Below are 13,855 nucleotides of genomic sequence, written 5' to 3' on the forward strand. Positions count from 1 at the left end.
GACTTTCGGTAACGGTGTGACTTCGGCGGGGACCGGGCCGGTCAGGTGTCTTCGCTTGCGATCTCGCGCAGAGTGTCGCGCAGCCGGTCGCGTCCGCCGGGCCTCCATCCGAGCGCCGTGAGCGGATCAGTCGTCATCTCGTTGAAGGCGGACGCATCCGCGCGCTCCGGAAGCCGGCCGGACTGGCCGGTCACCCCGGCCCAGTCCGCCAGCAGGTCCTGCCGGTCGAGCAGGACGTCGGAGACATTGCAGATCGGCGGAGCTTCGGCGGGTGGGGTGTCGAGCAGCAGGCGAATGGCGTGGGCGAGGTCCTTGCCGTGGACTTCGCTGCCGACTCGGGGGGCGGTCTGATCGCCCCGCGCGAAGGCTTCGAACAGCTCGCGCCACTTGTTGGCCCATCCTGCGCCATAGACGCCTGTCGCGCGGAGGCTTGTGCCGGGCACGCCGCTCTCGGCCAGCAAGCGCTCTCCCTCCAGCTTCACCTGGCCGTAAAGCGTATCCGGCCGGCAGGCCGTGTCCTCGGACAGCGGGGCGCCGGGGGGCTTGGGGCCGTAGACGGCGCGACTCGACAGGAACAGGATGCGGGTGACACCGGCGCGGGCGGCCGCCTCGAACAGTCGGGCGGTGCCGTCGACATTGGCGCGGCGAAAGCCGTCGGGATCGTCGCCCTCCCCGCCGCGATAGCGACCGGGCTTATGGAGCAGCGCAGCGTGGATCAGCACGTCGATGCCGCAGAGGTCGGGGGCCGGGCCGTCGAGGCTCCAGTCCCTGAAGCTGGACGCGTCCCCCGGCGCAGTGCGGCCAAGCGCGAGGACATCGTCACCGGCGGCCAGCGCCTCGTTCAGGATGAAGCGCCCGACGAGGCCAGTCGCGCCGGTGAGCGCGATCTTCATTCCGGGTTCGGCATCTTGGCGAGGTCGGGCAGGGGGCCACCCTCGGCGATCGTGGTCCAGAGGTCGATCAGCGGGCGCAGCTGGTCCGCCTTGCCGTGCGGCGTCTGCCAGGGCTTTTCGTATTGGAAATGCAGGATGTGCATCGACTTCCAGTTCCAGAGTTTCGGCAGGTTGAACCACACGTACTGCAGCACATTGTAATGGTGCGGCAGGCCATGCCAGTCGGTAAAGTAGGTCTGCAGGAACGTCTGGTCTGTGCGCCGCCAGAAGGCGTCCGGCACGTCGAGCGTCTCGAACATGTGGTCGAAGGTCGCCTGCGACGGCCGCGCGGTGAAAACGCCGGAGTTCATCCGGTGAAAATCGGCCTCGGATTCGTAGACGTTCGGCGCGGCGCAGAATTCCGGGTATTCGAACAGCCGGTCGCAGTTCTGCATCGCCAGCGCGTCGGCGTCGATGAAGGTGCAGCGCGCATAGTCGAGCTGCCAGAGCCGGAGCTTCGTGAAATTGTCGAGCGGCGTGTGAAGCGGCGGCTTGTCGCCCTTGTCGAACGGCGCGACGCGGTGCAGCACCTCGCGGGCGTGGGCGTTGTTGAAGGCGGCGCTGGTCGGCAGGAGGTCGACTCCGCAAAGCCGGACGCCGAGGCGTTCCAGCTCCTCCAGACGGCCGCTGCTGACGCCGCCTGTGTGGAGCACGGCGATGTCGGCCTCGGTGCCGGTCTGGTTCAGGGAGCGGATAAGGGCGTTGGCCCCGGTCGCGTAATCGTCGCTGGTCACGAGAGTGACGTAGGCGCGGTCTCCCCTCGGCGGTCGGCTGGCGTGGATACCGGTCATGTCTGTTCCGTCCCGTCCGGCACGGCCCCTGTCGTTGCGGGTCTGTCGGCCGGTCGGGCCGGCTGGGCGCTCTATGGCAGGTTTCTGTGAAGCGGGAAAGACATGCCCCGCGTGCGGCTTGCGCGGGATCAGCGCAGGGCGCGGCCCTTCAGGATCGCGTCCTTGCCGAAGCGTTGCCGGATCGCGTCCGCCGCCCGTTCGGTCGCCGCGCGACGGCCCGCGTCGGGGTCGAGCAGATCACCTTCGAGATCGGCGCGGTCGGCGGAGGTAAGCTCTGACAGGCCGACGCCGAGCAGGCGATAGGGTCCCGCGTCGCCGAGCTGATCGAACAGGTGCCGCGCGTTCCGGTAGATCGTGTCGGCGAGCTGCGTCGGTTGCGACAGCGAGGTGCGTCGGGTCAGCAGCTTGTGGTTCGCGCGCTTCAGCTTCAGCGTGACAATGCGGCCCGCCGTTTCCTTCGCCTTGGCGCGGGAGCTGACCTTCTCGGCCATGCGCCAGATGTGGCCGTCGAGGATCTCGGCGTCGGCGGTGTCCTCGTGAAACGTCGTCTCGTTGCTGATTCCCTTGACCGGCGTGTGGGCGGAGATACGGCGGTGATCCTCGCCCCGCGCGAGATGCCAGAGCCGGTCGCCCATGCCGCCAAAGCGCTGGTGCAGCGCGTCGCGGTCCCATCGGTGCAGGTCGTTGAAGGTGCGGATGCCGGCGGCCTCCAGGCTGTCCTGCGCGGCGGGGCCGATGCCCCAGATCAGCCGCACCGGCCTGGGGCGCAGGAACTCCACCGTCTCTGCCTTGCCGATGATGGAGAAGCCGCGCGGCTTGTCGAGGTCGGAGGCGACCTTTGCGAGGAACTTGTTGTGCGACAGCCCGATGGAGCCGGTGAGTCCGAGCTCGTCCTTCATCCGCTTCACCAACCGCGCCAGCATCACCGCCGGGGGGCGGCCGTGCAGGCGCGCGGTGCCGGTGAGGTCCATGAAGGCCTCGTCCAGCGAGAGCGGTTCGACGGTCGGTGTGAGCTCGTCCATCATCTCGCGGATCGCGCGCGACGCCTCGACGTAGGCTTCGAACCTCGGGCGCACGACGATGGCGTCGGGGCAGAGCTTCAGCGCCTGGAACATCGGCATCGCGGAGCGGACGCCCCGGATGCGGGCAACGTAGCATGCGGTGGAGACCACGCCGCGCCGGCCGCCGCCGATGATGACGGGCTTGCCCTCGAGCTCGGGATTGTCGCGCTTCTCGACCGAGGCGAAGAAGGCGTCGCAATCCATGTGCGCGATGGAGAGTGTCTCGAGCTCGGGATGCGAGAGCGTGCGCGGCGACCGGCAGGACGGGCAACGGGCGCCGTCCGGGAAGGTGGTCAGGCAGTCTCGGCACAGGGCGGGCATGGCCGGGATATAGCACCTCGCCCGGGCCTTGGGGAGTGTGCCGACGTGGGCGGAGATGGCGTTCAGGATTTTGTGTAGGGTGCGCATCGAGCGCGCACCCTACTCGCGGCTGGCGACGGGGCGCGGTAGGGTGGCGAGGCAAGGGAGTTGTCATGGATCACAGGACCTTCGTCGCATCGCTGTCGCCCGAGGTACGGGGCGCGTTGACCGAGACTTCGGACCGGGCGGGCTTGTTTCATCTCGCCGGGCACTGGGCCGCGATCGTCGCTCTTGGCGTGCTGATCGCCGCCGGAGTGCCGGGCTGGTGGCTCTTGCTGCCGGTGCAGGGCGTCCTGCTGGTCTTCAACTTCACGCTGCTGCACGAGACGGTGCATCGCACGCCGTTCCGGTCGGAGTGGTTGAACATCTGGGTCGGGCGGGTATGCGGCGTGCTGCTGCTGCTCGGGCCGGTGTGGTTCCGCTACTTCCACCTCGCCCATCACAAGTTCACGCAGATCCCCGGCAAGGATCCCGAGCTCGCCTCGCCCAAGCCCGAAACCTGGGGTGAGTACCTGCGCCACCTGTCAGGCATACCGGTCTGGATCGGCGAGGCCCGCACGCTGGTCAGGAATGCGCGCGGCCGGTGCGACGACAGCTGGGTGCCAGCCGGCCGGCGCGATGATGTGGCGCGGGAGGCGCGGTGGATGCTGGCCCTCTACGCGCTGCTGGCGGTGATCAGCGCGGCGGCGGGGTCGACGCTCCTTCTGTGGGTCTGGGTGATCCCGGCGATCCTCGGGCAGCCGGTGTTGCGGCTCTACCTCATGGCGGAACACGGTCGCTGCGCCTTCGTGGCGAACATGCTGGAGAACTCGCGCACGACGCTCACCAACCGGGCCGTGCGGTGGCTGGCCTGGAACATGCCGTTCCATGCGGAGCACCATTCCTGGCCGACGGTGCCGTTCCACAAGCTGCCGGAGCTGCACGCGCTCGCCAAACCGCACATCGCCGAGATCGAAGACGGCTACGTCGCCTTCCACCGCGGCGGGGCACCGGACATGCGGGGCCGTCCGGCTTGAGCGAGGCGGCGTTCCACGGCTGCAAGGTGGCGCTGTTCTTCGGCGACCGGCTGCTCATCACGCTGCGCGACGACCGGGCGGACATTCCCTTTCCGGCGCACTGGGACTTGCCGGGCGGCGGGCGCGAGCCGGGTGAGACCCCCTGGCAGACGCTGGCTCGGGAAGCGGAGGAAGAGGTCGGGCTCGACCTCGACCGGGCGGAGGTTCTGTGGCGGGTCTGCCGGGTGGCCACGCACATCGCGGATGCGATGGTCTGGTTCTACGTCGCGGCGATGCCGGAGGGCGCGGAGCGGGACATCCTGTTCGGTGACGAGGGCACGGCCTGGGCGCTGGTGCCGCCGGAGCGGATCTTCTTGCTGGACAAGGTCGTGCCCTCGCACTTGTCGCGGCTCGAGCAGTATCGCACGCTGGTGGCCGACTGGGGCGGCGCGGTGGACCGGGCGCACTGGGACTGAGCGCCGGTCCTGCAGACACGGGCCGAAAGGGGGCGTCCCGCCCCCTCCTGGCCTGCGGCCAGTTCACCCCCGGGGAGGTATTTGTGGCCAGATGACGGGGAGCGGCGGTGCGCTGTCCCCGAGATCAGTTCATCAGGCCGGCGTGGATCATCGCGTCCTTGATTGCGATGCGCGTGCCCTCTTCCGGGGTGGTGAGCGGCGAGCGGACCTCGTCCCGGCAGAGGCCGAGCAGCGACATCGCATATTTCGCACCTGCGACGCCGGGCTCCATGAAGATCGCGATGTGGAGCGGCATCAGCCGGTCCGTGATCTCCAGCGCGCGGGCATAGTCGCCGGCGAGCGTGGCGTCCTGCATCTCCGCGCAGAGGCGCGGCGCGACGTTGGCGGTTACCGATATGCAGCCGACACCACCGTGGGCATTGAAGCCGAGCGCGGTCGCGTCCTCGCCCGAGAGCTGGACGAAGTCATTGCCGCAGGTGATCCGCTGTTTCGGCACGCGGGACAGGTCGCCGGTGGCGTCCTTCACCCCGATGATATGCTCGTGCCGGGCGAGTTCGCCCATCGTCACCGGGGTCATGTCGATCACCGACCTGCCGGGAATGTTGTAGATGATGATCGGCAGGCCGCAGTCGGCGGCTTCGGAGTAATGGGCGATCAGGCCGCGCTGGGTCGGCTTGTTGTAGTAGGGCGTGACAACGAGCGCGGCATCCGCGCCGGCGGTGCGGGCGGCATTGACGAGGCGCACCGTCTCGGCGGTGTTGTTCGACCCGGCCCCGGCGATGACCGGGATCCGGCCGGCGACCTGCTCGATCACGGTGGCGACGACGGCGTCGTGCTCCTTGTGGGTCAGCGTCGGGCTTTCCCCGGTGGTGCCGACGGGGACGATCCCGTGCGAGCCCTGGTCGATGTGCCAGTCGACGAGTTTCTTCAGCGCGTCGAAGTCCACTTCACCGTCCGCGAATGGGGTGACAAGGGCGGGAATGGACCCTTTGAACATGGTGACGCTCCTGCAGTGCGCGCCGCGCCTCGTGGCCCGGCAAAATCGCGCGGACCCTAGTCTCGTTTACCGACTTTGCCAAGTTTGTGAGTTGCACGGAATCATTGCATCAATAGGGTGCGCCACATGCCCAACCACCTGACCCCCACGATGCGCCGCCTGGCCCTTGTTTCATTGCTGTTTCTGCCCGTCGGCGCTGATGCGCAGGATGGCGTGGCGGATTTGAACGCGGCCTTCGCGGCCGCCGACCGCGAGGACTGGATGACGGCGGAGGAGCTCGCCACGCCGGGTGGCGAGACGGGGGCAGACCTTGTCGAATGGATGCGTCTGAGGGACGGCGACGGCACCTGGACCGAGTATCTGGCCTTTCTCGACCGGCGCGAGCACTGGCCGGGCACCGACGCGATCCAGGCCAATGCCGAGCGTATCCTGCCTGCCGATCTCGCCCCGGACGACGTGCTCGCGTTCTTCGAGGGGCGCGAGGTCCAGACCGGAGACGGCGTGGTCGCCAAGGCGCATGCGCTGGCCGAGGCCGGACGGCAGGACGAGGCCGACGCGCTGGTCGTCGAGTCGTGGGAGACGATGGTCTTCGACGATGCCGGCATGCTGGCGATGCGCGGGTCGTTCGGCGACCTGATCGCCGGTCATCATGCGGAGCGGGTCGACATGCTGCTCTGGCGGTGGCGAATCTCCGATGCGCAGGAAGTGATCCCGCTGCTCGACGACGACCAGAAGGCGCTCGCCGAAGCGCGGATCGCGCTGATCCGCAACACCTCGAACGCGACGGAGCTGTTCGAAGCGGTGCCGGCGTCGCTCGCCGACTCGCCGGGACTGGCCTACGACCGGTACAACTGGCTGGCCGACAGGGGCCGGCGCACCGATGCTTCCGAGTTGCTGGCCGCGCGGTCGACGAGCGCCGAGAGCCTCGGCGAGCCGTTCCGCTGGTCGGGATGGCGCCGTGTGTTGGCCCGCTGGGAGATGCGCGACGGCAACCCCGAGCGGGCTTACGATCTCGCGGCGAACCACTTTCTCGAGGAGGGGACCGAGTTCTCCGATCTGGAATGGCTGGCGGGCTTCATCGCGCTGCGGCTGCTGGATCAGCCCGAGGTCGCGTTGCGCCACTTCGAGCGGCTGGAGGAGGGCGTCTACACCCCGATCAGCCAGGGCCGCGCCTGGTACTGGATCGGTCGCGCGCAGGAGGCGCTCGGTGACGAAGCCGCGGCGCAGGCGGCCTATTCCGAAGGTGGCAAGCACCAGACAAGCTTTTACGGGCTGCTCGCCGCCGAGAAGGCGGGAATGAGCCTCGACCCCGAGCTCGCCGGTACGGAAGAGTTCGCCGACTGGCGCGAGCTCGGCCTGGACGACAATGACCTCGTGATGGCGGGACTTACCCTGCTGAAGGGCGGGGAGCGTGGTCTTGCCGTGCTGTTCTTCGCCGAGATGGGCCGCACGCTGGAGCGCGAAGAGCTCGGCGCGCTCGGCGTGTTGCTGGATCAGGAAGACGAGGATTATTTCGAGGTACTGCTCGGCAAGTCGGCGGCGGAGCGCCAGATCGTGATCCCGTCGATCTACTTTCCGGTGCATGACATGGCCGACCTCGACCTTCCGGTGAGCGCTGCGCTCGCTCATTCGATCGCCCGGACGGAGAGCGAGTTCCGCATTGATGCGGGCAGCTCGGTTGGGGCGCTCGGCCTGATGCAGCTGATGCCGACCACGGCGCAGCAGGTCTCCGGCTGGATCGACGAGCCCTACGAGCGCGCGCGCCTGACACGGGACTGGGCCTACAACGCGCGGCTCGGATCGGCCTACCTCGCCTACCTCACCGAGGAGTTCGGCAACTCGCCCGTGATGATCGCTGCCGGCTACAACGCCGGTCCGGGGCGTCCGTTCAACTGGATGAGCGAGCGCGGCGATCCGCGGCTCGGCGAGGTGGACGTGATCGACTGGATCGAGATGATCCCCTTCCGGGAGACGCGGAACTACGTGATGCGAGTGACGGAATCGATGCCGGTCTACCGCGCGCGGATTTCCGGTGAGGTCGGGGAGCTCGACTTCCTGTCGCTCCTGCAGGGGGGCAAGCCGGTGATCCGCCCGGTCGCCCGGCCCGACGGATCATTGGAGAACGAAGTGTCGGTCTCGACCGCGGCCATCGGCTCCTCCGAGGTGGCGCTGTCGGGTGTGAGCGAATTCGCACCCGAAGCCTCGATCCGCCCGGAAGAGCGCCCCGAGCGCGAAGTGCGGGTCATGCGGGGCGGCGTGAGCGGCCCGTCGGAGCCGGAAGGGCCGCGCACCGTCAGCCCGGTGAGCCGCCCCTCGACGGCAGGGTCACAATAGAACTTCAGGCCCGGCGGCGGGCCGCCATCCTCTCGCGCAGCAGCGTAAAAACTCCGGCGCCGACGACGATGGCGGCGCCGATCGCGACGTTCAGGCGAAGCGTCTCGCCGAACACCACGAAGCCGAGGGTGGAGGCGAAGACGAGCTGGAGGTAGGCGAAGGGCTGGACGGCGCTTGCCTCCGCCACCTCGTAGGTGCGGATCAGCAGGTAGTGCCCGAAGGCGCCCGAGACGCAAAGCAGTCCCATGAAGATCCAGTCCGTCGGGATCATCGGCTCCCAGAACCAGAGACCGATCGCGGTCATCGACACCGCGCCCGCCGTGCCGGTGTAGAAGAAGCTGGTCGCGGAGCTGTCCTTGCGCGCGACGTAGCGCGTCAGCAATCCGTAGAGCGCGAACATCACTGCAGCCGCGAAAGGAACGAGCGCGGCGGGGGAGAACACGCCGAAGCCCGGCTGGAGAATGATCATGACGCCGACGAAGCCGACGCCGATTGCCGCCCACCGACGCCAGCCGACGGACTCGCCGAGGATCGGGCCCGACAGCGCCGCGATGATCAGCGGGTAGCAGGCGAAGACGGCGTGGCTCTCGATCAGGCCAAGGAGGACGAAGCCGGCGACCATCACGCAGATCTCGAACGACAGCAGCAGGCCGCGGGCGATCTGCACGACCGGCTGCGAGGTCCGCGCCGCGTTGCGGATCGAGCCCGACTGACGGCGGGCGATGGCAATGACGAAGGCGGCGAAGAACCAGTAGCGGATCATCACCACCATCAGCACGTTGTAGCGCGAGCCGAGGTGCTGGGAGAGCCCGTCCTGAAGCGCGAAGACGAAGGTCGTCGCGATCATCAGCATGATGCCGAGGCGCGGGTTGTTGGTCATCTCAACCGTGCCCGCGTCATGTGCCACTTGCGACCGTAGCCCGGCGCGCGCACCACCTCGAACCCCGCGGCGTCGAGCGCGCGGCGGACGTGACCGGCGGCGGTGTAGCTCGCCGCCGTGCCGCCGGGTGCCGTGTGCGCCGCGACTTCTGTAAGCAGCGCGTCCTGCCACAGCTCGGGGTTCTTGGCGGGGGAGAAGCCGTCGAGAAACCACGCATCCGCCGTGCCGTCCCACGCGGGAAGGGTCTCGCGGGCATCGCCCTCGATCAGCTCGAGCCGGAGGTCGCCGAAGTCATGACGCCCCTCGCTCAGCCCGTTCAGCAGCTCGATGGCGAGATCCTCTGGCGCGCCGACCGCCTCGAGCGCGCGCGCCATGTCGGGAAGCGCCATCGGGAACGCTTCGAACGTTGTGAAGGTGATCGGTCCGTCGATCCCCGCCGCGCGCCACGCTTCCCAGCAGAGCAGCAGGTTCAGACCCGTCCCGAAGCCGAGCTCCGCCACACGGAAGCCGGGTGCGAAGCGGGCGGGCAGGTCGTTGCCGTCGAGGAAGACGTGCCGCGTCTCGGCCGCGCCGTCGGCCAGCGAGAAATAGGGGTCGTCGAACCGGGTGGCAATCGGCGTGCCATCCCGCCACGCGATCTCCGCGCTCTGGCCCATGTGGGGGATCTCTTCTAGGAACACGGCCGGACCATGAAGCGGAGGCCCGGGAATGGCAACGCCGGATCTGACGGTGCTCGGCGCAGGGGTGTTCGGCCTGTCAGTGGCCTACGCCTGCGCCTTGCGCGGGGCGCGTGTGCGCGTGATCGATCCCGCCGGCGTGGCCTCCGGCGCGTCGGGGGGTGTGGTGGGCGCGCTGGCGCCGCACGTGCCGGAGAACTGGAACCCGAAGAAGGCCTTTCAGCTGGAAAGCCTGCTGATGGGCGAAGATTTCTGGGCTGGCGTCGCCGAGCGGTCCGGCGTCGACCCCGGCTATGCCCGGTCTGGCCGGATCCAGCCCCTCGCCGACGACCGCGCGGCGGCGATCGCCCGCGACCGCGCGTCCGGAGCGGAGGAGCTCTGGCAGGGGCGGGCGCTGTGGGAAGTTCGCGGTGATGCCTGCGGCTGGGACCTCGTCAGCCCGACGGGATTGTTCGTGCACGACACGCTGTCGGCCCGCATTCACCCGCGGCAGGCGACGCGGGCGCTCGCCGGTGCCGTGCGTGCGCTTGGCGGTGAAGTCCTGCCGGATGGAGAACGGACCGGTCCCGTCGTCGAGGCGACCGGCTGGCGCGGTTTGCAGGCGTTGGGGCAAGAGACGGGACGCACCGAGGGCGTCGGCGTGAAGGGGCAGGCTGCGCTGCTGGACTTAGATGCGCACGTTCTGCCGCAGCTTTTCGTCGACGGGTTGCACCTGATCCCCCATGCCGACGGCACGCTGGGTGTCGGGTCCACGACCGAGCGGGACGTGGAGTCGCTGGAGGTCGATGCGGCGCTAGACGCGCTTCTGGAGCGGGCGCGCGAGCTTGTTCCGGCCCTGTCCGGTGCGGCAGTGATCGAGCGCTGGTCCGGGATGCGGCCCCGGTCGCGAAGCCGGGCGCCCGTGCTGGGTCGCCATCCGCTGCGAGAGGGTGTGTTTGTCGCCAACGGCGGGTTCAAGATCGGCTTCGGCGTGGCCCCGCTGGTCGGCGAAGTAATGGCCGACCTCGTGCTTGAAGGGCGTGACGAGGGGATACCGGAGGGGTTCCGGGTTCAGGGGGCGGAGCGGCCCTAAACTGCACTTCGTGTCGCAGTCGCCGCTTTTCACTGACCCAGCAAACTGTCGACCCGTTCGGGCTTCCGGAATTCGTCGCTGCGCCCAGACCCCAAATTTTCGCCGAAAATTTGATAATGGCGGGAAGGTTACGAAAGCGTTGAGGCCCCTTAGCTGAATGTCGGCAATTCGCCTTCATTGCTGTCCGATCCCGTGCCGCCGCCTCTCCCGCTTGCAACTCCTCCGCCTCCCCCTCACCTTCGCCGAAACGGACAGGGACCCAGCATGATGCGCCACGGCGGACGGATACTCGCGGATCAACTCGTCAAACTCGGTGTCGAGCGGGTGTTCTCCGTTCCCGGCGAGAGCTTCCTTGCCGCGCTCGACGGGCTTCACGACAGCGGCATCGCCAACATCGTCTGCCGTCACGAAGGCGGCGCCGCGATGATGGCAGAGGCGACGGCCAAGCTGACTGGCCGGCCCGGAGTCTGCTTCGTCACGCGGGGGCCGGGGGCGACCAACGCCTCTTCCGGAATCCACGTTGCCCGGCAGGACGGCACGCCGATGGTGATGTTCGTCGGCCAGATCGCGCGGGCGCACCGGGACCGCGGCGCCTTCCAGGAAGTCGATTACCGCGCGATGTTCGGTCCGCTGGCGAAGTGGGTGGCAGAGGTGGACCAGACAGAACGCCTCCCCGAATACATCGCGCGCGCGTTCCGTGTTGCGATGGCCGGGCGGCCCGGACCGGTCGTTCTCGCGTTGCCCGAGGACATGCTGTCGGCGCGCGTCGAGGTCGCCGACTTCACCGGTGTCGTGGACAGCCGCGTCGCCCCGGATCCCGGGGGCATCGCGAAGATCATGGAGGCTCTGGGCAAGGCAGAGCGGCCGATGGTCGTTGCAGGCGGCTCGCAATGGTCGGCACAGGCCGCCACGGACCTCGCCCGTTTCGCCGAAGCGCAAGGGCTGCCGGTCGCCGTCGACTTCCGCCGGCAGGATTACATCGACAACCGTCATCCGAACTACGTCGGCGATCTGAACGTCGGCGTGTCCCCAAAGCTCGCGAAACGGATTTCGGAGGCAGATTGCCTCCTGCTGCTCGGCGCGAAGTTCGGGGATATCGAGACGAAGGGCTACGAGACGGTCGACCCTGCCGATCCGGGTCGCACCATCCTGCAGGTCACGCCGGATCCCAACGACGTCGGATTGGTCTACGGCCCCGATGTCGCGCTGATCGGCCACGTCCCGGATGTCGTCGCCGCGCTGGCCTCGCAATCCGTCGTCCGGGGCTGGCCGGAACTCGTCGCGGAGTGCCGGGCCGAGTACGAGGCCTGGGCGACGCCGAAGGAAACGCCGGGTGATGTGAAGCTCGAGCAGGTGGTTCGCTGGTTGTCGGACAATCTGCCCGAAGACGCGATCGTCACGAATGGCGCGGGCAACTACGCTGCGTGGCTGCATCGCTACTTCGCGTGGAAGGGGCATGGTACGCAGCTGGCGCCGACCTCCGGTTCGATGGGCTATGGCTTCCCGGCCTCGGTCGCGGCGTCGGTCGCGCATCCTGGCCGGACGGTGGTCTGCATGGCCGGCGACGGCTGCTTCCAGATGACGCTGAACGAGATGTCGACCGCGATGCAACACGGCGCGACGCCGATCGTGATCGTCGCCAACAACGGCCAGTACGGCACGATCCGCATGCACCAGGAACGGCAATATCCCGGGCGCGTATCGGGCACCGCGCTCGCCAATCCGGATTTTTCCGCTCTGGCCCGCGCCTATGGCGGCCACGGAGAGACGGTCACCCGGACCGAGGATTTCGCCGCCGCCTTCAGCCGCGCGCAGGCTTCAGGGACCCTGGCGGTGATAGAACTCGCCCTCGACCCGGAAGCCCTGTCGCCCGGCGCGACCCTCTCGGAGGTCCGTGGTCCGGGGAGGTGATTGTATATACAAAAGATATGCATTAGGGCTGTCCCCGACGTCCGGACAGAGAGGGAGAGCATGGCGGATATCGAGAAAGTCAAAGGCGTGGGCAGTGTGCTCGCCTTCCATTTTCGCGAGCGCGGGATCGACAGTGCCCGGGCGCTTCTGGACGCGGGGCACGATGCTCTGCTCGACGTGCATGGCGTCGGTGCGGCGCGCGCGCGGCGGCTGATCCTGGCGGCGGAAGATGCCCTGGCGATGCCGGAGCCCGAGGTCGGAAGTCCGGCTGAAGAGGCTGTACCCGCGGCTCCTGAGCCCGCTGCGGCGCCAGTGAAGGCGACCAAGCCGAAAAAGGCGAAGGCCAAGGCCAAGAAGGCGAAAGACGCCAAGAAGGCCAAGGCGAAGACCTCCGGCGCCAAGTCCTCCAAGGGCAAGGCCAAGGCCGCCAAGCAGGAGGCGAAGGTCAGGAAGAAGGCCGTGAAAAAGGCCGACGCGAAGAAAGCCGAAAAGAAAGCGAAGAAGGCCGCTTCGAAAGACAAGAAGAAAAAGAGGTCGAAGAATAAGGGCTGATCCGCCGGCTTTGCCCCCGCGCATCAGCCCCGCCGCAGCAGGGGTGGCCCGCGATCCCGGTCGCCTTCAGTGATGGCGCCGGTCTTGGTGCGAAACCTGACGGGCCATCACTGCCGCGAAGAACCTCTCAGAACTCGACGCCCTTCTGGGCCTTCACGCCCGAGCGGAACGGGTGTTTCACCAGTTCCATCTCGGTGACGAGGTCGGCGATCTCGATCAGGTCGTCATGTGCGTTTCGACCGGTCAGGACCACGTGGGTCATGTGCGGCTTCTCGGTCGCCAGGAACTCAACTACCTCGTCGATCGGGATGTAGTCGTAGCGCAGCGCGATGTTGATTTCGTCGAGCAGCACCATGCCGACGGACTCGTCCCGGATCAGCTCTTTCGCCTTCTCCCACGCGGCGCGCGCCATCTCGGTGTCGCGGGTGCGGTCCTGCGTTTCCCAGGTGAAGCCTTCACCCATCGTGTGGAACTGGCAGAGGTCGGAGAACCTCTCGAGGATCAGGTCACGCTCGCCCGTCGACATGCCGCCCTTGATGAACTGCACGACGGCGCAGGGCATCCCGTGGGCGATGTGGCGGAAGATCATGCCGAAGGCGGCCGTGCTCTTGCCCTTGCCCTTGCCGGTGTGGACCACGATCAGGCCCTTCTCCTCGGTTTTGGTGGACATGATCTTGTCGCGGGCGGCCTTCTTCTTGGCCATCTTCTGCGCGTGGCGCTCTGCGTCGTCGGTCATGGCCTCTCCTCTCGGCGTCGGGTGGGGGATCCCGGACTGGACCGCCACCATCGCGCGGGGCACGCTTGCCGACAAGGGCCC

The 13,855-nt window shown here is 68.0% G+C and carries 13 protein-coding genes; 6 read left to right on the forward strand and 7 right to left on the reverse strand.

The annotated features are described in order from the left end of the window. Nucleotides 1-41: 41 nt before the first annotated feature. The 3 genes from I8N54_RS00840 to I8N54_RS00850 form a co-directional block, all read right to left on the reverse strand. Nucleotides 42-893, reverse strand: a complete 852-nt coding sequence (locus tag I8N54_RS00840) for an NAD-dependent epimerase/dehydratase family protein (protein WP_140194391.1) — start codon at nt 891-893, stop codon at nt 42-44. Next, nucleotides 890-1,723: a glycosyltransferase gene (locus I8N54_RS00845; protein ID WP_140194390.1), complete on the reverse strand. Its 834-nt coding sequence runs from the start codon at nt 1,721-1,723 to the stop codon at nt 890-892. The genes I8N54_RS00840 and I8N54_RS00845 overlap by 4 nt, the downstream gene beginning before the upstream one ends. Nucleotides 1,724-1,851: 128 nt before the next feature. Continuing rightward, on the reverse strand, nt 1,852-3,105 hold the full coding sequence (locus tag I8N54_RS00850; RefSeq protein WP_140195678.1) for a DNA polymerase IV: 1,254 nt from the start codon (nt 3,103-3,105) through the stop codon (nt 1,852-1,854). A 152-nt stretch (nt 3,106-3,257) separates the two neighbouring features. Between I8N54_RS00850 and I8N54_RS00855 the strand changes: the two genes are divergently transcribed. Next, nucleotides 3,258-4,160, forward strand: a complete 903-nt coding sequence (locus I8N54_RS00855) for a fatty acid desaturase family protein (RefSeq protein WP_140194389.1) — start codon at nt 3,258-3,260, stop codon at nt 4,158-4,160. Continuing rightward, nucleotides 4,157-4,615, forward strand: coding sequence for an NUDIX domain-containing protein (locus I8N54_RS00860; RefSeq protein WP_197097554.1), 459 nt, complete (start codon nt 4,157-4,159; stop codon nt 4,613-4,615). The genes I8N54_RS00855 and I8N54_RS00860 overlap by 4 nt, the downstream gene beginning before the upstream one ends. Before the next feature lie 124 nt (nt 4,616-4,739). Here I8N54_RS00860 and dapA read toward each other — a convergent pair whose 3' ends face one another. Continuing rightward, nucleotides 4,740-5,612: a 4-hydroxy-tetrahydrodipicolinate synthase gene (gene dapA / locus I8N54_RS00865; RefSeq protein ID WP_140194387.1), complete on the reverse strand. Its 873-nt coding sequence runs from the start codon at nt 5,610-5,612 to the stop codon at nt 4,740-4,742. A gap of 126 nt (nt 5,613-5,738) precedes the next feature. Between dapA and I8N54_RS00870 the strand changes: the two genes are divergently transcribed. Beyond that, nucleotides 5,739-7,946: a lytic transglycosylase domain-containing protein gene (locus I8N54_RS00870; protein ID WP_231592555.1), complete on the forward strand. Its 2,208-nt coding sequence runs from the start codon at nt 5,739-5,741 to the stop codon at nt 7,944-7,946. Between the two features lie 4 nt (nt 7,947-7,950). Here the strand turns inward: I8N54_RS00870 and I8N54_RS00875 are convergent, their stop codons facing one another. Both I8N54_RS00875 and mnmD read right to left on the reverse strand, forming a co-directional pair. After that, entirely contained in the window at nt 7,951-8,826 is an 876-nt protein-coding gene (locus I8N54_RS00875) for a DMT family transporter (RefSeq protein ID WP_140194386.1), read from the reverse strand. Continuing rightward, on the reverse strand, nt 8,823-9,482 hold the full coding sequence (gene mnmD, locus I8N54_RS00880) for a tRNA (5-methylaminomethyl-2-thiouridine)(34)-methyltransferase MnmD (protein WP_140195676.1): 660 nt from the start codon (nt 9,480-9,482) through the stop codon (nt 8,823-8,825). The genes I8N54_RS00875 and mnmD overlap by 4 nt, the downstream gene beginning before the upstream one ends. A gap of 52 nt (nt 9,483-9,534) precedes the next feature. Here mnmD and I8N54_RS00885 point away from each other — a divergent pair, with 52 nt between their 5' ends. From I8N54_RS00885 to I8N54_RS00895, 3 genes are all read left to right on the forward strand, one after another. Continuing rightward, nucleotides 9,535-10,575 carry an NAD(P)/FAD-dependent oxidoreductase gene (locus tag I8N54_RS00885; RefSeq protein WP_140194385.1) on the forward strand — a complete coding sequence of 347 codons (1,041 nt, stop codon included), beginning with the start codon at nt 9,535-9,537 and terminating at the stop codon, nt 10,573-10,575. Nucleotides 10,576-10,842: 267 nt separating this feature from the next. Then, nucleotides 10,843-12,486: a thiamine pyrophosphate-binding protein gene (locus I8N54_RS00890; RefSeq protein WP_140195674.1), complete on the forward strand. Its 1,644-nt coding sequence runs from the start codon at nt 10,843-10,845 to the stop codon at nt 12,484-12,486. Nucleotides 12,487-12,546: 60 nt separating this feature from the next. Further along, complete coding sequence (locus tag I8N54_RS00895) at nt 12,547-13,038, forward strand: helix-hairpin-helix domain-containing protein (RefSeq protein WP_140194384.1); 492 nt, start codon at nt 12,547-12,549, stop codon at nt 13,036-13,038. A 127-nt stretch (nt 13,039-13,165) separates the two neighbouring features. Here I8N54_RS00895 and cobO read toward each other — a convergent pair whose 3' ends face one another. Then, nucleotides 13,166-13,774, reverse strand: a complete 609-nt coding sequence (gene cobO, locus I8N54_RS00900) for a cob(I)yrinic acid a,c-diamide adenosyltransferase (protein WP_140194383.1) — start codon at nt 13,772-13,774, stop codon at nt 13,166-13,168. Nucleotides 13,775-13,855: the final 81 nt, after the last annotated feature.

The sequence above is a fragment of the Pelagovum pacificum genome (assembly GCF_016134045.1).
In the GTDB taxonomy this organism is placed as follows: domain Bacteria; phylum Pseudomonadota; class Alphaproteobacteria; order Rhodobacterales; family Rhodobacteraceae; genus Oceanicola; species Oceanicola pacificus_A.